General features: G+C 65.6%; 16 protein-coding genes. 2 read left to right on the top strand and 14 right to left on the bottom strand.

The window, feature by feature from the left end; genetic code table 11:
• Window positions 1–12: 12 nt before the first annotated feature.
• A complete protein-coding gene (locus tag ACCQ07_RS04045; RefSeq protein ID WP_014089397.1) occupies window positions 13–642 on the top strand; it encodes a hypothetical protein in 630 nt (209 codons plus the stop codon).
• 111 nt (window positions 643–753) lie between these two features.
• On the opposite strand, the gene ACCQ07_RS04040 is transcribed toward ACCQ07_RS04045, so the two are convergent.
• From ACCQ07_RS04040 to ACCQ07_RS04030, 3 genes are all read right to left on the bottom strand, one after another.
• Window positions 754–1,701, bottom strand: a complete 948-nt coding sequence (locus tag ACCQ07_RS04040) for a Nudix family hydrolase (protein ID WP_372165239.1) — start codon at window positions 1,699–1,701, stop codon at window positions 754–756.
• Window positions 1,702–2,023: 322 nt separating this feature from the next.
• A complete protein-coding gene (gene secA, locus ACCQ07_RS04035; protein ID WP_014089396.1) occupies window positions 2,024–4,762 on the bottom strand; it encodes a preprotein translocase subunit SecA in 2,739 nt (912 codons plus the stop codon).
• 156 nt (window positions 4,763–4,918) lie between these two features.
• Complete coding sequence (locus ACCQ07_RS04030; RefSeq protein ID WP_011346427.1) at window positions 4,919–5,860, bottom strand: M23 family metallopeptidase; 942 nt, start codon at window positions 5,858–5,860, stop codon at window positions 4,919–4,921.
• Here ACCQ07_RS04030 and ACCQ07_RS04025 point away from each other — a divergent pair, their 5' ends adjacent.
• Window positions 5,861–6,307 (top strand): DciA family protein, encoded by a 447-nt coding sequence (locus tag ACCQ07_RS04025; RefSeq protein WP_008571812.1) that lies wholly within the window; start codon window positions 5,861–5,863, stop codon window positions 6,305–6,307.
• 185 nt (window positions 6,308–6,492) lie between these two features.
• On the opposite strand, the gene lpxC is transcribed toward ACCQ07_RS04025, so the two are convergent.
• The 11 genes from lpxC to ACCQ07_RS03970 form a co-directional block, all read right to left on the bottom strand.
• Window positions 6,493–7,404, bottom strand: a complete 912-nt coding sequence (gene lpxC / locus ACCQ07_RS04020) for a UDP-3-O-acyl-N-acetylglucosamine deacetylase (protein ID WP_008571811.1) — start codon at window positions 7,402–7,404, stop codon at window positions 6,493–6,495.
• 234 nt (window positions 7,405–7,638) lie between these two features.
• Window positions 7,639–8,877, bottom strand: a complete 1,239-nt coding sequence (gene ftsZ / locus ACCQ07_RS04015) for a cell division protein FtsZ (protein ID WP_218196040.1) — start codon at window positions 8,875–8,877, stop codon at window positions 7,639–7,641.
• A 306-nt stretch (window positions 8,878–9,183) separates the two neighbouring features.
• Window positions 9,184–10,419, bottom strand: a complete 1,236-nt coding sequence (ftsA, locus tag ACCQ07_RS04010) for a cell division protein FtsA (protein WP_003485272.1) — start codon at window positions 10,417–10,419, stop codon at window positions 9,184–9,186.
• Window positions 10,416–11,243, bottom strand: a complete 828-nt coding sequence (locus ACCQ07_RS04005; protein WP_071117963.1) for a cell division protein FtsQ/DivIB — start codon at window positions 11,241–11,243, stop codon at window positions 10,416–10,418. The genes ftsA and ACCQ07_RS04005 overlap by 4 nt, the downstream gene beginning before the upstream one ends.
• Window positions 11,244–11,367: 124 nt before the next feature.
• Window positions 11,368–12,324 (bottom strand): D-alanine--D-alanine ligase, encoded by a 957-nt coding sequence (locus ACCQ07_RS04000; RefSeq protein WP_071118277.1) that lies wholly within the window; start codon window positions 12,322–12,324, stop codon window positions 11,368–11,370.
• The gene (gene murC / locus ACCQ07_RS03995; RefSeq protein ID WP_011346425.1) at window positions 12,321–13,754 is read right to left on the bottom strand and encodes a UDP-N-acetylmuramate--L-alanine ligase; all 1,434 of its coding nucleotides are present in this window, start codon (window positions 13,752–13,754) and stop codon (window positions 12,321–12,323) included. The genes ACCQ07_RS04000 and murC overlap by 4 nt, the downstream gene beginning before the upstream one ends.
• On the bottom strand, window positions 13,751–15,046 hold the full coding sequence (gene murG, locus ACCQ07_RS03990) for an undecaprenyldiphospho-muramoylpentapeptide beta-N-acetylglucosaminyltransferase (protein ID WP_057681855.1): 1,296 nt from the start codon (window positions 15,044–15,046) through the stop codon (window positions 13,751–13,753). The genes murC and murG overlap by 4 nt, the downstream gene beginning before the upstream one ends.
• The gene (gene ftsW, locus ACCQ07_RS03985; protein ID WP_372363810.1) at window positions 15,043–16,419 is read right to left on the bottom strand and encodes a putative lipid II flippase FtsW; all 1,377 of its coding nucleotides are present in this window, start codon (window positions 16,417–16,419) and stop codon (window positions 15,043–15,045) included. Before ftsW ends, murG begins: the two co-directional genes overlap by 4 nt.
• Window positions 16,419–17,504 (bottom strand): phospho-N-acetylmuramoyl-pentapeptide-transferase, encoded by a 1,086-nt coding sequence (mraY, locus tag ACCQ07_RS03980; RefSeq protein ID WP_003485285.1) that lies wholly within the window; start codon window positions 17,502–17,504, stop codon window positions 16,419–16,421. Before mraY ends, ftsW begins: the two co-directional genes overlap by 1 nt.
• Window positions 17,494–19,005: a UDP-N-acetylmuramoyl-tripeptide--D-alanyl-D-alanine ligase gene (locus ACCQ07_RS03975; protein ID WP_218496076.1), complete on the bottom strand. Its 1,512-nt coding sequence runs from the start codon at window positions 19,003–19,005 to the stop codon at window positions 17,494–17,496. The genes mraY and ACCQ07_RS03975 overlap by 11 nt, the downstream gene beginning before the upstream one ends.
• On the bottom strand, window positions 19,002–20,477 hold the full coding sequence (locus ACCQ07_RS03970; protein WP_372364119.1) for a UDP-N-acetylmuramoyl-L-alanyl-D-glutamate--2,6-diaminopimelate ligase: 1,476 nt from the start codon (window positions 20,475–20,477) through the stop codon (window positions 19,002–19,004). Before ACCQ07_RS03970 ends, ACCQ07_RS03975 begins: the two co-directional genes overlap by 4 nt.

Genomic DNA, 20,477 nt, shown 5'->3' with positions numbered 1-20,477 from the left:
ACACCCGCGCGCATGCATGTCGCCAGCTCACGCTTACCCGGCTACGCTGCGCCGATGCATCGCCTTCTGCCCCTGCTGTTCTTGCTCTGCGCCTGTCCCGCCGCGCGCGTGCAGGCGCAGGAAATCCATCGCTGCGTCGCGCCGGACGGGCAAACCCTGTTCACCGACCGGCGCTGCGAAGACGTCGGCGCGGCCAGCCGCGCACCGCCTGCCATCCGCCCGCAGGGCGATACCGGCCTGTATCGCTACGGCTGCCCGCGGCGGCTGAGCGAACTGGTGTCGTTGCTGCAATTGGCGGTGGACAGCCGCGACGTCAACCGCCTGTCCAGCCTGTACCTGTGGAGCGGTCAATCCGATGCCGCCGCCAATCAGGTGCTGAGCCGGCTGGAAGCCATCGTGCAGCGCCCGTTGCTGGATATCGTGCCGATGTATCCGCAAAGCGACACCCCCACCTGGGACGCCGACACCACCGCGCCCACATCGTCGCTGGATGGCAGCGCCATCGACGCGCCACTGCCTACCCCGCCCAGCCGCCCGCGCCCCTGGGGACTGCGGCTGGAACAGAACCTCGCCAGCGGCACGCCGGCGCGCAGCGTGCTGCGGCTACGCAGGCAATACAACTGCTTCTGGGTGACGTTCTAGCAGCGTATGCGTGGCATCCGGCGGCGCGGGATCACCGCAGGACCGCTGCACGCCGCAACAGGGATCGAAGGCATTGCGCTGGCGGTTCGGCCGTCAGACGCTGCGGTGCGCTCATTGCGGCCAGAGCGCGCGGATCGCCGCGATACCCTGCGCACCATGCGAGCGCGCCTGACGCACATCTTCGCCCTGCATGCCGCCGAGCGCGTAGATCGGCAGCCAGACCTGTTCGCGCAAGGTCTCGAAACCGTCCCAGTCGATCGGTGTGGCGCCCGGATGCGACGCGGTCGCCTGCACCGGCCCCAGCACCGCGAAGTCGCAGCCGATCCGTTGGGCGTGGCGCAGGTCGTCCAAGCCATGGCACGACGCAGCCACGAGTCGGTCTGCAGGCAGCGGGCGTTCCTGCAGACCGGCCAGCTGCTCCGATCCCAGATGCACGCCGATACCCAGATCCGCAGCCAGCGCGATATCGCGATTGAGCAACAGTTGCGCGCGCGCGCGACCACGCAGGCGCATCACCTGCTGCAACAACGCCTGCCAACGCGCCGGCGCAAGCTGCCGCGCACGCAGCTGGATCCGGGTGATCCCGTTGTGCAATGCGAGCTCCAGGCCCTCCAGCCAGCGCGCCTCGTCCTCCGGCTCGGGCGTGATCAGGTAACGGTCGGGCTGCCGTAGCGCGCCCACCACCGGCACGTCGGCCGGCGGCATCGAATAGCGGGCCAGCTTGTCTGCCGCCACCCAGGTCATGGCCTGGCCTTCGCGGCCGCGCGGGCTGCCTTTCCAGCTCGTGATATGACGTACTTCCAGGCGCAGCCGCTTGTCCGGATAGAGCTGCGGCACTTCCATCACCCAATCGCCCACCTGCGCCTCGATGCCGAGCTCTTCGTTGAGCTCGCGCACCAACGCTTGTTCGGAGGTCTCGCCAGGCTCGCGCTTGCCGCCCGGAAATTCCCACAGGCCAGGCATGTCGCGCGTTTCGGTGCGGCGGGTCAGCAGGATGCGCCCGCGGGGGTCGGTGATCACGCCGGCAACGACGTGAATGGATCGAAGAGAATCAGGCATGGCGGCAAGAGTGCCGCGAGTGAGCGGTACAGCGCAATGAGGCCGGGATCGGAGATTCGGGATTTGCTAACGCAGGCGTTGCACAGGCATTGCCAATCCCCAATCCCAAACCTCCGCCTCAGAGCAGCAGATCAACGCCGCACTTACCGCTTAACCTCGTAGCCCGCAAAGCATCGCGATAATTCCGAAAGCAAAGCCCCCCTTGGTAAGGGGGCGCGCCGAAGGCGCAGGGGATCGGGAGCAGCGCCGTGAGCCCGCTATCGGCAACGCGGATAGCGGGTGAGCAGCCCGCAAAGCGGGCTGCTCCACGGTCAACTCAGCCTCAGCTGAGTTGACCGTGGCAGTGCTTGTACTTCTTGCCGCTGCCGCACGGGCATGGGTCGTTGCGGCCCACCTTGGGTTCGTCGCGGGTGACCTGCGACACCGGCACAGGCGCGTTGCCGCCCTGCATCTGCTCCACTTCCTCCTCGGCGCCGTAGCCACCCACATCCTGGTGCTGGAATTGCGAGGCCATCAAGCGCGCCTGCGCCTGGAGACGTTCCTGCTCTTCCAGTTCGGCCACTTCTTCTTCGCTGCGAATGCGCACGCGCGCCAGCAGATTGATCACCTCGCGCTTGACGTTCTCCAGCATCTCGGAGAACAGCTCGAAGGCTTCCTTCTTGTATTCCTGCTTGGGCTGCTTCTGCGCGTAACCGCGCAGGTAGATGCCCTGGCGCAGGTAATCCATCTTGGCCAGATGCTCCTTCCAGCCCTGGTCGAGCACGGTCAGCATCACGTGCTTTTCAAGCGCGCGCATGGTGTCCGCGCCGATCGCAGCTTCCTTCTCGGCGAAGTGCGCATCCACCGCTGTCTGCACTTTGGCGGCGATCTGCTCGGCGTCGATTTCTTCCTGCGCACGCACCATGTCGGTCAGCGACAAGGTCATGCCCAGCTCCGACTCCAGCGTGGCTTCCAGGCCCTTCAGATCCCACTGTTCGTCGACCGAATTGGGCGGCACGAAGCGTGCGACCAGGTCGTAGATCACATCGCCGCGAATTCCGTCGACGTTGTCCTTGACCGACTCGGCGTCCAGCAATTCGTCGCGCTGGGCATAGATCACCTTGCGCTGATCGTTGTTGACGTCGTCGAAATCCAGCAGGTTCTTGCGGATGTCGAAGTTGTGCGCTTCCACCTTGCGCTGCGCCTTTTCGATCTGCCGGCTGACCAGGCGGTCTTCGATGACGTCGTCTTCCTTCATGCCCATCATGCGCATCGCCTTCTGGACCCAGTCCGAGGCGAAGATGCGCATCAGGTTGTCTTCCAGCGACAGATAGAAGCGCGACGAACCCGGGTCGCCCTGACGACCGGCACGGCCACGCAGCTGGTTGTCGATACGCCGCGACTCGTGGCGTTCGGTACCGATGATGTGCAGGCCGCCGGCCGCCTTGACCGCGTCATGACGACGCTGCCATTCGGTCTTGATCTTGAAGCGCGCATCTTCGCTGGCGTCTTCGCCGAGGGCGTGATACTCCGATTCCAACGAGCCACCCAGCACGATATCGGTACCGCGACCGGCCATGTTGGTGGCGATGGTCACCGCGCCCGGCTGGCCGGCGTTGGCCACGATGGTCGCTTCGCGCTCGTGCTGCTTGGCGTTGAGCACTTCGTGCTTGACCCCGGCCTTGCGCAGGTGCTCGGACAGCATCTCCGAGGTCTCGATCGAGGTGGTTCCCACCAGCACCGGCTGGCCGCGCTTGGCGCAATCTTCGATGTCGGCCAGCACCGCGTTGAACTTGCCCTTGCGGTTGAGGAACACCTGGTCCGGATGGTCCTTGCGCACGGTCGGGCGGTTGGTCGGAATCACCACCACTTCCAGGCCGTAGATGCTCTGGAATTCGTAGGCTTCGGTATCGGCCGTACCGGTCATGCCGGACAGCTTCTTGTACATGCGGAACAGGTTCTGGAAGGTGATGCTGGCCAGGGTCTGGTTCTCGCGCTGGACCGGCACGCCCTCCTTCGCTTCGACCGCCTGGTGCAGGCCGTCCGACCAGCGACGCCCGGACAGCGTGCGGCCGGTGAATTCGTCCACGATCACCACTTCGCCATCGCGCACGATGTAATCCACATCGCGCTGATAGATGGCATGCGCGCGCAGCGCCGCGTTGAGGTGGTGCACCACGCTCAGGTTCTGCGCGGCATACAGCCCGTCTTCGGCGTTTTCCAGGATGCCGGCCTGCAACAGCAACTCTTCGGCGTGGCCCATGCCCGCCTCGGACAGATGCACCTGCTTGCCCTTTTCGTCGATCCAGAAATCGCCTTCGCCTTCTTCGCTTTCCTGCCTGGTCAGCTGCGGCACGATGCGATTGACGCGGATGTACAGCTCCGGCGATTCGTCGGCCGGGCCGGAGATGATCAGCGGGGTGCGCGCTTCGTCGATCAGGATCGAGTCGACTTCGTCGACGATCGCGTAATGCAGGTTGCGCTGGTAACGGTCTGCGCGCGACAGCGCCATGTTGTCGCGCAGGTAATCGAAGCCGAATTCGTTGTTGGTGCCGTAGGTGATGTCGGCGCCGTAGGCCTCGCGCTTGTCGCTATGCGGCATGCCCGGGTACACCACGCCCACGCTCAGGCCCAGCCAGTTGTACAGCTTGCCCATCTGCGCGGCGTCGCGGCGCGCCAGGTAGTCGTTGACCGTGACCACGTGCACGCCCTCGCCCTGCAGCGCATTGAGGTACACCGGCAGCGTGGCCACCAGGGTCTTGCCTTCGCCGGTGCGCATCTCGGCGATCTTGCCCAGGTGCAACACCATGCCGCCGATCAGCTGCACGTCGTAATGGCGCATGCCCAGCACGCGTCGGCTGGCCTCGCGGCATACCGCGAAGGCTTCGGGAAGAATCTTGTCCAGGGACTGCCCGGCGGCAAGCCGCTGCTTGAACTCCGGAGTCTTGGCTTGCAGCTCGGCGTCGGAGAGCTTCTCGATCGTCGGCTCCAGCGCATTGATCTGGGTGACGAGGCGGTTGAGCTGGCGCAGCTGGCGTTCGTTACGACTGCCAAAGACACGGGTAAGCAGACTGTTGATCATTGAAGAAACCGGTTGAAAAGGAACGGTTTGACCGACGCCGGTCCCCACAGACCCGACCGCCGTAAACGAAACAGGGCGCACTGCGCCCTGTCGATGGCAACACCCTATTGTAGCTTGGGGCGGGCCTTCACGAATCAAGCGCGGCCCGCGCCCCCGTCAACCGCGCCCCTGACGTCCCACCGGCGTGGCTTCGCCCAGGAATTTGCGCGGATTGACCACGCGCCCATCCGCCCAGACCTCGAAATGCACGTGTGCACCGGTGGAGCGGCCGCTGGAACCGGCACGCGCGACCTGCTGGCCGGCGCGCACCAGATCGCCCACCTTCACCACCAGGCGCGAGTTGTGCGCGTAGCGGGTCACATAGCCATTGCCGTGATCCACTTCGACCACGTTGCCGTAACCGCCGCGTACGCCGGCGTAGCTGACCACGCCATCGGCCACCGACAGCACCGGGTCGCCCACGTTGGCATGGAAGTCCACGCCCTTGTGGAAGGCCGAACCACCGTCGAACGGATCGGCGCGGCCGCCGAAACCGGAGGTGATGTAGGTGTTGCGGATCGGCATCCGCGAGGGCACCGAATTCTGCTCCAGCTGATGATCGAACATCAGCGAGGCCAGCACGTTCAATTGCTGGCCGGAGGCGGAGAACTGCTGCTCCACTTGCCCGAGCGTCTCCTTGAGGTCTTTCACCGGCATGTCGCTGACCGGCTCATCGCCGCCACCGACGCCGACCGGCTCGTCGAAGTCGAACTCGCCGTCCTTCAACTTGCCCATTTCGGTCAGGCGCTCGCCCAACGCGTTGAGGCGGGTGGCCTGTGCCTGCAGCTCGCCCAGCCGGGCGGCCAGTGCATTGACCTGCGCCTGCGAGGCGCGCTGCGCCTGGGCCAGCTCGGCCTGCTGCTGCGCAACCTTGGCCTGCAGCGCCGAATTGGTCACCATGCCGGTGGCGGTGCTGGCACCGACGCCGATCAACATGCCCAGGCCCAGTACCGCGCCAAGCACCACCATCGGTCGATCCGCTGCAAAGTCCTGGAACTGTCGGGCCACACGCTGCGCCCGGGTCTGCCGCGATTTGATTACAACTTTTTTCAACGCCATATGAGTGTCATGTCCAAGCCCAAGTCCAACGCACGCAACCCTTCCACTCCACAACCGGCCATCGAGGCCGCGCTGGGGGAAAAGGCTGGCGACCCCTTGCGCCGAGCCTTGTGGCTCGATGCGCTGGACCGGCAGTTGCGCCCCCTGTTACCACCTCATCTGGCGACCCGTTGCCGGTTGGCCAATGTCCGAGGCGAACAGCTCGTTTTTCTGGTGGATTCGCCGGTCTGGCATGCCAAGGTGCGGCTTGCCGAAACCCAAATCCTGGATGCCGCCCGATCCGTCGGACTGAAGGCCACCGCGGTGACCGTCAAGACCGCAACCGTGCCGCTGCATTCCCCAACGCAGCAGAACCGCGACCGTCCTAAACCTGTTTCCGAGGCGACGCACAAAGGCTTGCGCGACGCGTTGGCTTCTCTACAGGACGTGTTACCGACCAAACGGTGAAGCCATGCCGCCCATCCGGAGCGGCCGCCAGTGCGTGAAAGCGTTGCGAAGACCGCACACGACCCGACGCATCCTAGCGGGCATGTGGCCCGCAGGAGTTAGAGAAGTCTTAAATAAATGTTAAGAAAGGGCCTGAAATTCGAGCGCGTTCACACTTTGAACGCCAACCAGGGCATTCCCTGACATCAGGCGTAGACGGGGCTGGCGTAGGTGACCGGTGGTTGTTCGGTGCCTTCCGGGAAGCTGACCCATTCCCAGGCGGTCTGGTCGGCCAGGAGCGCACGCACCAGTTTGTTGTTGAGGGCGTGGCCGGACTTGAAGCCTTCGTAGGCGCCGAGGATGGCGCCGCCAGCCAGATACAGGTCGCCGATGGCGTCCAGAATCTTGTGCCGCACGAATTCGTTGGTGTAGCGCAGGCCGTCTTCGTTGAGCACTCGGAACTCGTCCAGCACGATGGCGTTGTCCATCGAACCGCCCAGGCCCAGATTGCGCTCGCGCATGTACTCGAGGTCGCGCATGAAACCGAAGGTGCGCGCGCGCGAAATTTCCTTGACGTACGCCGAGGTGGAGAACTCGATTTCCTGGCGCGACTGCTTGGCCGGAATCATCGGGTGATTGAATTCGATGGTGAAGCCGAGCTTGTAGCCCTCGTAGGGCTCAAAACGCGCCACCTTGTCGCCGTCGCGCACTTCTACCGTCTGCTTGATCCGGATGAAGCGCTTGGGCTTGCTCTGTTCGACGATGCCTGCCGACTGCAGCAGGAACACGAACGGGCCGGACGAGCCATCCATGATCGGCAACTCGGCCGAAGACAGTTCGACGATGACGTTGTCCACACCCAGGCCCGCCAATGCGGACATCAGATGTTCGACGGTCTGGATCTTGGCGCCGTTACAGGTCAGCCCGGTGCACAGCGTGGTCTCGGTGACCAGTTCGGCATCTGCGGGGACTTCGACGACCGGTTCCAGGTCCACCCGTCGGAACACCACGCCATGATCGACCGGAGCCGGCCGTAACGTCATGTACACCTTGTCGCCACTGTGCAGGCCGACGCCGGTGGCGCGAATGGTGTTCTTGAGAGTGCGTTGCTGGGTCATATGCGAAGTCTGGATGAACAATGCAGACAGACGCTGAACCGACTGTCTAATCCGCTGAGATTATCCGAATTTTAACAAGTCGCGCGTGACGGCAACCGTAATCAGTCAGTCACGCGATAACAAAAGCTGCCGGATCGGCACCGATCCGGCAGGAATGACATGACATGGCAGTACAACCCGAAGCGGGCCCCGGGCGGACGGGCTACGTCACCGTAGCGACGCAGCCGACGATCCTCAGTCGGCCTGGCGGCGCAGGAACGCCGGGATATCCAGGTAATCGTTGGGCAGGTCTGCCGCCGGCGTCGAGGAGCCGCCGCTGTTGTGGCTGCCGCTGCCGACCGAGTCGCTGCTCGGACGGCGCAGGCCCAGCCCCATGCTGCCGCCCACGGCCTTGGACACCGCATCGCCGCTGGTGGTGTCGAAGTCGCCGAATTCCGGCTGGCCGGTGGTGGCGTTGCGCACCAGCTTGATCGGCGCGCGCTGGTCCGGACGCTGGGCCTGGCGGGCAACCGCGCGGTTCAGGCCGGTGGCCACCACGGTCACGCGCACTTCGTCCTGCATGTCCGGGTCGAGCACGGTACCGACGACCACGGTGGCATCTTCCGACGCGAACGCTTCGATGGTGCGGCCGATCTCGTCGAACTCGGACATGGTGAAATCCGGGCCGGCGGTGATGTTGACCAGGATGCCGTTGGCACCGGCCAGGTTCACGTCGTCCAGCAGCGGGTTCTGGATGGCGGCTTCGGCAGCGGCCTGCGCGCGATCGTCGCCGCGTGCCGAACCGGTGCCCATCATGGCCAGGCCCATTTCCGACATCACGGTGCGCACGTCGGCGAAGTCGACGTTGATCAGGCCCGGACGCACGATCAGGTCGGCGATACCCTGCACGGCGCCCTGCAGCACGTCGTTGGCAGCGCGGAACGCCTGGATCATGGTGGCGTTGCGGCCCAGCACGGTGATCAGCTTTTCATTGGGAATGGTGATCAGCGAATCGCAATGCTGGCTCAGTTCCTCGATGCCCTTCAGCGCCACCTGCATGCGGCGACGGCCTTCGAACGGGAACGGCTTGGTGACCACGGCCACGGTCAGGATGCCCATTTCCTTGGCCAGCTGCGCAACGACCGGTGCCGCACCGGTACCGGTGCCGCCGCCCATGCCGGCGGTGATGAAGACCATGTCCGCACCCTGCAGCGCGTCCATGATGCGCTCGCGATCTTCCAGCGCGGCCTGACGGCCGACTTCCGGATTCGCGCCTGCGCCCAGGCCCTTGGTGACGTTGGTGCCGAGCTGCAGCTGCAGCTTGGCGCCGCAGTTCTTGATGGCCTGCGAGTCGGTATTGGCGGTGATGAATTCCACGCCGTCGACGTTGGTGTTGACCATGTGCGCAACGGCATTGCCACCGCCGCCGCCGACGCCAACCACCTTGATGACCGCGTTGGGAGCCATTTTTTCAATCAGTTCGAAATGTGCCATGTCAGTGTCCTCTTGAGCCGGGATTGGGGAATGGGATTGGGGATTCGCACAAGCGAGGGTCCCTGCCCACTCCGCACCACGGCGAGTGTTGTTGTTTGAAAGTCGGGATTCGTGTGCCGGGGCCGTAGATTCGCTGTTGCGCTCCACGGCTCGTGTCACCTACTCCTCGACGCAATGCCTGCAAATAATTTTATCGCCTACCTGCTCGCCGCTCTCTACTTAATCTTCGCAACCGCCGCCGCTTTGCCTTTCGCTCTTGCTCTTGCTCTTTCCAATCCCGAATCCCAACTCCCGAATCCCGGCACTTCAAAATTCGCCGCGATACCAATTCTTCAATTTCTTGAACAAGCTGCCTGCGCGCCCGGTCGGAATCGATGGCCGGCGCGGGTGTTCGATCTGGCTGCCCATCAGCAGCAGGCCTACGCCGGAGGCGTGTACCGGGTTGCCGACGACTTCGCCCAGGCCGGTGACGTGCTGCGGAATGCCCACGCGCACCGGCATCTGCAACATTTCTTCGGCCAGTTCCACCACGCCTTCCATCTTCGAGGCACCGCCGGTAAGCACCATGCCGGCGCGCACCATTTCTTCGAAGCCCGAACGACGCAGTTCGGCCTGCACCATCTCGAAGATTTCCTCGTAACGGCCCTGCACCGCCTGCGCGAGTGCGTGGCGCGGCATGCGGCGCGGCGGGCGGTCGCCCACCGACGGCACCTGGATGCTTTCTTCGGCGGTGGCCAGCTGTGCCAGCGCGCAGGCGTAACGCACCTTGATCTGCTCGGCTTCCGGCGTCGGCGTGCGCAGCATGTGCGCAATGTCGTTGGTGACATGGTCACCGGCGATCGGCAACGAAGCGGTGTGGCAGATCGCGCCTTGCACGTACACCGCCAGATCGGTGGTACCGGCGCCGATGTCCACCAGCACCACGCCAAGCTCGCGTTCGTCGGCGGTCAGCACTGCGACCGACGACGCCAGCGACGACAGCACCAGATCGTCGACCTGCAGGCCGCACTTCTGTACGCACTTGGTGATGTTGGCGGCTGCCGACTGCGCGCACACCACCAGGTGCGCATGCACCTCCAGGCGCACGCCGGTCATGCCGACCGGGTTGCGGATGCCTTCCTGCGAATCGTCCAGCACGTACTCGCGCGGAATCGCATGCAGGATGCGCTGGTCGGCCGGAATGGCCACCGCCTTGGCGGCATCGAGCACGCGCTCCAGATCGCTCCAGGTCACTTCGCCATCGCGGATCGGCACGATGCCTGGCGAGTTCTTGCACTGCACGTGGTTGCCGGAAATCGAGGCATACACCGAGCGGATCTCGCAGCCGGCCATCAGCTCGGCCTCTTCCACCGCACGCTGGATCGACTGCACGGTGGATTCGATGTCCACCACCACGCCGCGCTTGAGACCGCGCGATTCATGCGAACCGATGCCGATCACTTCGATCGGATTGCCGGGCGAGTATTCGCCGACCAGCGCAACGACCTTGGAGGTGCCGATGTCCAGTCCAACGATGAGGGATTTGTCGCCTTTGCGATTCATGTCTTAAAGCCGGGATTCGAGATTCGGGATACGGGATTGGGAAAACGCGGAAATGCCTGGGCGACGGGAGGTGCGGAAGGTGCTGCGCGATGCCGGGGCTGCGCTTTTTCCAATCCCGAATCCCCACTTTCCAATCGCTGCCTTTCAACGGTAAATCCGTTGGTGTAGCGCAGGTCGGCGCGGGCGATCGGGCGCTGTGGATCGGACAGCTGCGGCAGCACGCGGGCGAAGCGCTGCAGCCGTGCGCGTGCATCGTCGCGGCCGACCACGATCTGCACGCCATTGCTCAGCCCCAGCGACCAGCTGCCGCGCGCGTCCATTTCAAGACGCTCCACATCCAGCCCGGTCGGTGCGAACAGGGCGCGCGATTCGTTGTACAGCGCCACCACGTCCTGGGTCTTGCTGTCCGGCCCACCGAGCTGCGGCAACTTGAAATCCTTCAACAGCGGCGGGGTGCGAAACAGCCGGCCCTGCTCGGACAGCATGCGGTCGGTACCCCAGCGCGCGAACGGCTTGTGCTCGGTCACGTGCACTTCCAGCACATCCGGCCAGCGCTTGCGCACCTGCGCACTTTCCACCCACGGCAACCGCGCAATGGCGTCCTGTGCCTGCTGCAGTTTCACCGCGAAAAAGCCGGCACGCGCATACGGCAACACCACCGCACGCAACTCTTCGGCCGGCACCCGCTTGAAGTCGCCGGACACGCGCAACTTCGCCAATGGCCAGCGCTCGGCACCGACCCAGCCATTGAGCACGGCCACCACCGGCAGCGCGACCAACGCCAGCGCGAGCAACCAGGCCAGGATGCGCAGGGTGGCGTTCATTGGTGTGCTCCGCACACGGGATTCGGCATTGGGGATTGGAGATTCGTCACGGCAGCAGCAACAGCAAGGGCGCGCATCGCGTCGCTGTTGGCCAATCCCGAATCCCGAATCCCCAATCCCCGCGTCACAGCGTCTGCTCCAGCACGCGCCAGACCAGTTCTTCGAAATCGATGTCGAGTTGGCGGGCGGCCTTGGGCACCAGCGAATGGCTGGTCATGCCGGGAGCGGTGTTCACTTCGAGCAGATACAGCTGGCCGCTGCTGCCATCGCGCATCACGTCCACGCGACCCCAGCCACGGCAGCCGGCAGCGCGGAAGGCGTCCAGCGCGAGTCGGCGAATCTGCGCTTCGGCCTCGCCTTCCAGGCCCGGGCACAGGTACTGGGTGTCCTCGGCGATGTACTTTGCGTTGTAGTCGTACCATTGGCCCTTGGGCACGATGCGGATGGACGGCAACGCGGTGTCGCCGAGCACGGCCACGGTGAGTTCGTCGCCTTCGATCAATTGCTCCATCAACAGCGCACCGTCGTAGCGCGCCGCCAGAGTCACTGCTTCTTCGAGCTGCGCCTGGTCGAACACGCGGCTGACGCCGACGCTGGATCCTTCGTTGGCCGGCTTGACGATGACCGGCAACCCGATCTGCTGTGCAGCGGCATGGATTGCCTCTGCGCTGGCGCCAGCAGCCAACCGCGCGTAGCGCGGCGTCGACAGGCCCAGCGACAGCCACACCTGTTTGGTACGGATCTTGTCCATGCTCAGCGCCGAGCCCAGCACGTCCGAGCCGGTATAGGGCACGCCGAAGGCTTCCATCAGGCCTTGCACGATGCCGTCTTCGCCGCCGCCGTTATGTCCGTGCAGCACGTTGAACACGCGATCGAACTGCTGCGCGACCAATGCCTTGGCCAACGCCGGAATGCCATCCACCGGCTGCGCATCGACGCCGCGCGCGCGCAGCGCCTCCAGCACGTTGCTGCCGGAATTCAACGACACCTCGCGCTCGGACGAGGTGCCGCCGAGCAGTACGGCGACGCGTCCAAAGGCTGCCGGATCGCTGGTGCGAACGTTGCCGACCAACGCGCTCATGCCTGCTCTCCGACAAACCCGTTGCTGATGATGTGCTGGGCCACGTAACCGATATCGCCGGCGCCCATCATCAACAGCAGGTCGCCGTCCTGCAGGACGTCCGGCAACACTTCGGCAAGCCCGGCGATCTGGCCGACGACCACCGGCTCGCTGCGGCCGCGCGCACGGATGGCGCGTGCCAATGCACGCGAATCGGCGCCCGGGATCGGCGCTTCGCCGGCCGGGTAGACCTCGCTCAGCACCAATGCGTCGACCGTGCTGAGTACCGCGGCAAAGGCGTCGAACTGGTCGCGGGTGCGGCTATAGCGGTGCGGCTGGAAGGCGACGACCAGACGCTTGTCCGGCCAGCCGCCACGCGCGGCGGCGAACACCGCTTCGAGTTCGCGCGGGTGATGGCCGTAATCGTCGACCACGCGCACACGTGCCCCGCTGCTGGTGGTGACTTCGCCCAGATCGTTGAACCGACGGCCGATGCCGGCAAAGTTTTCCAGCGCGCGCGCAATGGTGTCCGGCGCCACGCCGAGCTGCCAGCCGATTGCGGCAGCCGCCAGCGCATTGAGCACGTTGTGACGGCCCGGCAGTGCGAGCGTCACCGGCGTGGTGGTGCCTTCGGGCAGGCGCAGCGTAAAGCGCATCCGTGGCCCGTCCTGCACGACATCTTCGGCGCGCACGTCGGCGTTTTCGCTCATGCCGTAGCTCATCACGTGGCGCGGCGTCTTGCCGGCCAGTGCAGCCACTTCCGGGTCGTCGATGCACAGCAACGCCAGGCCGTAGAACGGCAGGCGCTGCAGGAATTCGGCGAATGCAGCCTGCACGCGGGCAAAATCGTTGCCGTAGTTTTCCAGGTGATCCGCATCGATGTTGGTGATCACTGCCATCAACGGATTCAGGCGCAGGAAGCTGCCATCGCTCTCGTCGGCCTCGGCGACCAGCCACTGGCCGCCACCGAGCTTTGCGTTGGCACCGGCAGCCAGCAGCTGGCCACCGATGACGAACGTCGGGTCCAACCCGCCTTCGCTCAACACTGCAGCCGCCAGGCTGGTGGTGGTGGTCTTGCCATGCGTGCCTGCCACCGCAATGCCACGACGGAAACGCATCAGCTCGGCCAGCATCGCCGCGCGCGGCATGATCGGAATGCGCTGGCTGCGCGCTTCCATCAACTCGGGGTTGTCTTCGCGGATGGCGCTGGATACCACCACGCAATCGGTGCCCAGCACGTTGGCCGCCGAATGGCCGCGCATCACGCGCGCACCCAGCTTGGCCAGCCGGCGCGTGGCCGCGTTGTCGGCGTTGTCCGAGCCGGACACTTCATAGCCCAGCGTCAGCATCACCTCGGCAATGCCGCTCATGCCGGTACCGCCGATGCCGACGAAATGCACGCGCGGGAACGCCCGCACCAAATCGCCACTGTCTTGCAGACGGCGGATCACGGGGCACCTCCTGCGGAGGCGCCGGGATTGGGGAGTCGGGATTGGGGATTGGTGGCGATCAACTGCGCCGAACGGTCGCCATTTACGGATGTCTGCATGCTGCCCTGTTTGTGCGTTTGCTTGTTGCGAATCCCCAATCCCGCTCGCTCTTGGACAGCCGGAGGCTGGCCATCTCCACTCCCGGCCTCTTGAAGAATGATGTCGGCGATGCGCTCGGCGGCGTCCGGCTTGGCCAGGGTGCGTGCGGCGTTGGCCATCGAGAGGCGACGAGTCGGGTCGGCGAGCAACGTCTGCAACACCTGCTGCAAGCGCACTGCCAGGCTGTCGTCCTGCTTGAGCAGCACGGCGGCGTCGGCGCCGACCAGGTATTCGGCATTGCGGGTTTGATGGTCGTCCACGGCGGCGGCGAACGGCACCAGCACGCTGCCGACACCGGCGGCGCATAGTTCGGCCAGGGTGGATGCGCCAGCGCGGCACACCACCAGATCGGCCCAGGCATAGGCCGCGGCCATGTCGGCGATGAAGGGTTCGACGCTGGCGTTGACGCCTGCCTGCAGGTAGGCCGCTTCGGCTTCGGCGCGCAGCTTCTCGCCGCACTGATGGCGCAACTCGACCTCCGGGTGACCCAGTGCAGCCAGCGCTGTCGGCACCGCCTGGTTCAACACACGCGCGCCCTGGCTGCCGCCCAGCACCAGCACGCGTACCGGGCCGGTGCGGCCCACCAAGCGATCGGCCGGCGCCGGCAATGCAGCGATTTCTGCACGCACCGGGTTGCCTACCGCTTCTTCGCCAGCAAAGCTGCCCGGAAACCCGGTCAGCACGCGGCGCGCGAAACGCGACAACACCTTGTTGGTCATGCCGGGGGCGCGATTCTGTTCGTGCACCAGCAATGGCGCACCGAGCAGGCGCGCAGCCAGGCCGCCCGGGCCGGCCGCAAAGCCGCCAAAGCTGATCACCGCACGCGGCCGGCGCTTGCGCAGCACGAAGCCGGCAGCGCGCACCGCGCGCATGACCCGCACCGGCGCACCGAGCAGCTTCACCACGCCCTTGCCGCGCAAGCCGCTGATGGCCAGCGTATCGATAGGAATATCGTGCTGCGGCACCAGGCGGGTTTCCATGGCGTCATCGGCGCCCAGCCAGGTCACCGGCACGCCGCGCGCGCGCAGCACCTTGGCCACGGCCAGGCCGGGGAAGATGTGCCCGCCGGTGCCGCCAGCCAGAATCATGACCGGCCGCATCATCGCAGACGACGGTGCGGGCATTTTTTGCGCGGCATGGGCAGAAACGCTCACGCAATCCTCCCGAAGGTCGGTTCCACACGCGATTGCATGCGGCTGGTGCCGCGCAGGATGGCCGACGCCGGCGCTACGTAGGCGGCGGCAACCGGGGGAGCGGCCGGCGTGGGCGTAGCGCCAGTGTCGCGCTGCGGCTTGTGCGCAGGCGCGTACGCCGGCGGCACCGAATCGACCACCGGCTCGGCCGGCTCAGCTGGCGAGGTGGCCGCGCCCTGCGGAGACAACTTGCTGCGCAGGCGCTCGGCGCGATCGGCTTCGTAGGACACCCGCAGCAGCACACCCATCGCAAGACAGGTCATCAGCACCGATGAGCCGCCCGACGAAATCAGCGGCAGGGTCAGCCCCTTGGTCGGCAGGATGCCCAGGTTGACGCCGATCGACACGAAGCTCTGCATCGCGATCCACAGGCCGATGCCGAAGGCGATATAGCCGGAGAAATGCCGCTTCATCTCCACGCAGCGCATGCCCAGCCAGAAGGCGCGACCGACCAGCAGCGCGTAGAGCCCGATCACGCCGCACACGCCCACAAAGCCCAGCTCCTCGGCGATCACCGAGAAGATGAAGTCGGTATGCGATTCGGGTAGGTAGTTGAGCTTCTGCACCGAAGCGCCCAGGCCCACGCCGGTCCACTGGCCGCGGCCGATGGCCATCAGGGCGTTGGACAGCTGGTAACCGGAGCCCAGCTGATCCACCCACGGGTCCATGAAGGAGGTCACGCGTCGCATGCGGTACGGCTCGAAGATCACCAATGCCACCAGGGCCGGCAGCAGCAGCAGGATCGGCAGGATGATGCGCCCGATCGGCGCACCACCCAGCACGAGCATGCAGGCGGTCACGCTCAGCAGCAGCATCGAGGAGCCGAAGTCCGGCTGCAGCAGCAACAGGCCGACCAAGAAGCCGACCACAAATACCGGTTTGAGCATCGCCTGCCAGGTCGCGTTGACCTCGTCGCGGAACCGCACCAGATAGCTCGCAAGCCAGATGATGTAGAACACCTTCACCGATTCGACCACCTGGAACCGCGACACGCCCAGGTTGATCCAGCGCTTGGCGCCATTGACGGTGCTGCCCAGGCCAGGCACGAACACCACCACGAGCAGCACAAAGCAGGCCAGCAACAGCATCTGGTTGTGCTGTTCGATGGTCTTGAGCTCGGTGCGCATCGCCCAGAACGCCAGCGCGATGCCACCACCCAGGAACAGCAGGTGGCGGGTCAGGTAATAGAACGGGCTGGCTTCCAGTTCGATCGAGCTGGACGCCACCATCACCACGCCCAGCGAGGCGAGCGTGACTGCCGCCCCGAGCAGCCACGGGTCGTAGCGGCCGCCGATGGCGTCCAGTCGTGTGGCCTGGCGGGACATGTCGTTCATCAGCGCACCTTCAACGTGGCAAGGCCGATCAGCACCAGCACCACCGAAATGATCCAGAAGCGCACGATCACGCGCGGCTCCGGCCAACCCTTGAGCTCGAAATGGTGGTGGATCGGCGCCATGCGGAACACGCGCTTGCCGGTCAGCTTGAAGCTGGCCACCTGGATCATCACCGACAGCGTTTCGATCACGAACACGCCGCCCATGATCACCAGCACCATCTCCTGACGCACGATCACCGCGATGGTGCCGAGCACTGCGCCCAGCGACAGCGCGCCGATGTCGCCCATGAACACCATCGCCGGGTAGGTGTTGAACCACAGAAAGCCCAGCCCTGCCCCGGCGATCGCCGAGCAGATGATGATCAGCTCGCCGGCGCCGGGAATCAGCGGGATTTTCAGGTATTCGGCAAACACCACGTTGCCCGAGGCATACGCGAACACGCCCAGCGCGCAGGCCACCAGCACGGTCGGCATGATGGCCAGACCATCCAGGCCGTCGGTGAGGTTCACTGCATTGGAGAAGCCCACGATCCAGAAGTAGGCGATCACCACGAAGCTCACGCCGGCCAGCGGCAGCGCGATCGACTTGAACATCGGGATGTAGAACGTGATCGCCGCCGGTACGTCGGCGGTGTAGTACAGGAACAAGCCAGCGGCCAGACCGAAGATCGACTGCAGCAGATACTTCCAGCGCGACTTCAGGCCATTGGGATCGCGTTTGACGATCTTGATCCAGTCGTCGTACCAGCCGATCGCACCGAAGCAGATCATCACTGCCAGCACCAACCACACGTAGCGGTTGCGCAGGTCGCCCCACAGCAGCACCGACAAGGTGACGGTGAGCAGGATCAGCGAACCGCCCATGGTCGGCGTGCCGGCCTTGGAAAAATGCGTTTGCGGGCCGTCCTGGCGGATCGGCTGGCCGCCCTTGAACTGGGCGAGCTTGCGGATCACCGCCGGGCCCATCCACAACGACAGGAACAGCGCGGTCAGCGCAGCCAGGATGCCGCGGAAGGTTAAATAATTGAACAGCCCGAACAGGCTCTCCAGTTGCTGCAGCCAACGGGCCAACTCAAGCAGCATGGGATGCGTCCTCCGCCGATGCGAGCAGCGCGGTGACGACGCGGTCCATCGCGCTACCGCGCGAGCCCTTGATCAGGATCGTGATGGAGGCGACGCCCGGAAGCGCGTTGGTGGATGGCGATTGCTGTTGGTGAATCACTGCATGTTCCTGCGTATTTCCTGATCCGTGCTGCGGCACTTGCTGTTGCTGGCTGGTGGCATCGACCAGATCCGCCTGCAAGGCGTCGATCAACTCGGCGTGCGTGGCGAACACGCGGGCGCCTTCGCCGAATGCCTGCGCTGCGGCAGCGCTCAGTTCGCCCAGCGCATACAGCCGCTGCAGCTTGGCCGCGCGTGCGCGACGCCCCGCGGCGGCATGCAGTGCCACGCCTTCGGCGCCGAGTTCGCGCATGTCGCCCAGCACCAGCCAGCCTTCGCCCGGTGCGGCGGCCAAGGCATCGATGGCCGCATCCAGCGAGCCCGGGTTGGCGTTGTAGCTGTCGTCGATCAGGACCGCGCCATTGGGCAAGGTCTGCGCGATCTGCCGGCCGGCTACCGCGCGCGCCTGCGCCAGACCGTCGGCGATCACCGGCAAGGCGATGCCGGCACCGAGTGCAAGCCCGGTTGCCGCCAGTGCGTTGAGCACGTTGTGGCGGCCTGGCAGCGGCAGCGCAATCGGCGCCTCGCCCTGCGGCGTGACCAGGGTGAACTGCGCGCCGCCGGTGTGCAGACGCAGTTGACGCGCAGTGATCTCGGCACTGGCCTGCAAGCCATAGCGCAACACGCGACGTCCCTGCACCGGCTGGCTCTGCAACTGCTGTTCGAACCACATGCCGAACGCGTCGTCGGCATTGATCACCGCCACGCCATCGGCGGGCAGCGCGGCGTAGATGGCGCCCTTGGTCCGTGCGACGCCAAGCAAGCTGCCCAGACGTTCCAGATGGGCGGGCGCGATGTTGTTGACCAACGCCACATGCGGCTGCGCAATCTCGGTGAGATAGGCAATATCGCCCGGCTTGCCGGCGCCCATTTCGTAGATCGCAAAGTCCGCATCGTCGGGCGCGGCGATCACTGCCAGCGGCAAACCGATCTCGTTGTTGCGGTTGCCCGGCGTGGCGTACACGGTGGTGCCATCCACGCGCCCGGCTTCCTGCAGGATCGACAGCAGCAGCGCCTTGACGCTGGTCTTGCCGTTGGAGCCAGTCAGCGCAAGCACACGCGTGGCGCGGTCGCGCTGCATGCCGGCGGCGATGCGCGCCAACGCCAGCTCGGTGTTGTCCACCACCACCTGCGCCACGCTCAGCGCCGGCAGCAGGCGATCGACCAGCACACCGCTGGCACCGCGCGCGACCGCCTCGGTGGCGAAATCGTGCCCATCAAAGCGTTCGCCGCGCAGCGCCACATACAGGCTGCCGTCGGCAAGCGTGCGGGTGTCGTTACCGACCGCATCGATCATGGTGTCGTCGCCGTGCAGCTCGCCGCCCGCCCAATGTGCGATCAACGACAGTGGCGTGAGCTTCATGGCCGCACTCCCAACACGGTGCGCGGCAGCAGCGCCTGCGCCGCCACGAGGGCGTCGTCGAAGGCGTGCCGCACACCGGCAATTTCCTGATACGGCTCGTGGCCCTTGCCGGCGATCAACACGATGTCCGATGGGCTGGCCATGCCGATGGCCTGATGGATCGCAGCGGCGCGGTCGCGCTGCACGATGGCGGCATCCGGTCGCGCGAAGCCGCGCAGGATATCGGCCACGATCGCATCGCCGTCTTCGCCACGCGGGTTGTCGTCGGTCACGATCGCCACGTCGGCCTTGAGCTCGGCAATCGCCGCCATCTGCGGGCGCTTGCCGGTGTCGCGTTCGCCACCGCAGCCGAATACGCAGATCAGGCGGTCCTGCGCATGCGAACGCAGGCTGCTCAATGCCTGTTCCAGCGCATCGGGCGTGTGTGCGTAATCGACCACCACCAACGGTGCGCCATGTGCGCCGCCGAGGCGGTTCATGCGGCCATGGATGGGCTGCAACTGGCCGAGCACACTGGCGATCTGCGCAGGCGCAAACTCCATCGCCCACAACGCGCCGGCCACGGCCAGCAGGTTGTCCACGTTGAAACGGCCCAGCAGCGGCGAATGCACCGGATGCACTTGGCCCTGGATATTCAACGCAAAGTTGATGCCGTTGTGGTCCAGCTGCAGTGCCTGCGCGCTCACGCGGGCGTCGGCATGCGCGCGCGAGCTCACACCGATCGCGCGCAGCGCGGGATCAAGCGCAGCGAACAGCATGCGGCCGAAGCCATCGTCCAGGTTCACCACGGCCGCTTTCAACCCTGCGCGGGTGAACAGCTTGGCCTTCGCCGCGCCGTATTGCGCCATGTCGCCGTGGTAATCGAGATGGTCGCGGGTGAGATTGGTGAACACTGCCACGTCGAAATGCACCGCATCCACGCGGCCCTGATCGAGCGCGTGCGAGCTGACTTCCATTGCCACGGCCTGCGCACCCTCATCGCGCAACTGCGCCAACAGGGCGTGCGTGGGCAGCACCAGCGGGGTGGTGAAACCGGTCGGCACGGCCGCGCCATACAGACCGACGCCCAGCGTGCCGAGCGTGCCGGTGGGCGTACCAAGCAGCGTCAAGGCCTGCGCCAGCAGCTGCACGGTGGAGGTCTTGCCGTTGGTACCGGTGACGCCGACCATGCGCATCGCCTGCGATGGCCGGCCATGAAATTGATCGGCCATCACGCCAAGGCGCGTGCGCAAACCGGGCACGGCAATCGCATCGGCCGGGACCGGCAGACCGTCGGGAGCCGGCGGCTCGAACAACACCGCCGCCGCGCCATTGGCGCGCGCCTGTTCGACAAAGCCCAGACCATGCGCACCGAAACCGGCGATCGCCACGAATGCATCGCCCGGGCGCACGGCGCGGCTATCCATCACCAACCCGGACACCTGCACGTCGTGCGTCAATGCCACATCCGGCAGCAACTGCGAAAGCGCCAT

The sequence above is a fragment of the Xanthomonas sp. NCPPB 3583 genome (assembly GCF_041475715.2).
In the GTDB taxonomy this organism is placed as follows: domain Bacteria; phylum Pseudomonadota; class Gammaproteobacteria; order Xanthomonadales; family Xanthomonadaceae; genus Xanthomonas; species Xanthomonas euvesicatoria.
Note: the sequence above shows the minus strand (reverse complement) of the source record. Positions and strands in the feature narration are given on the sequence as shown.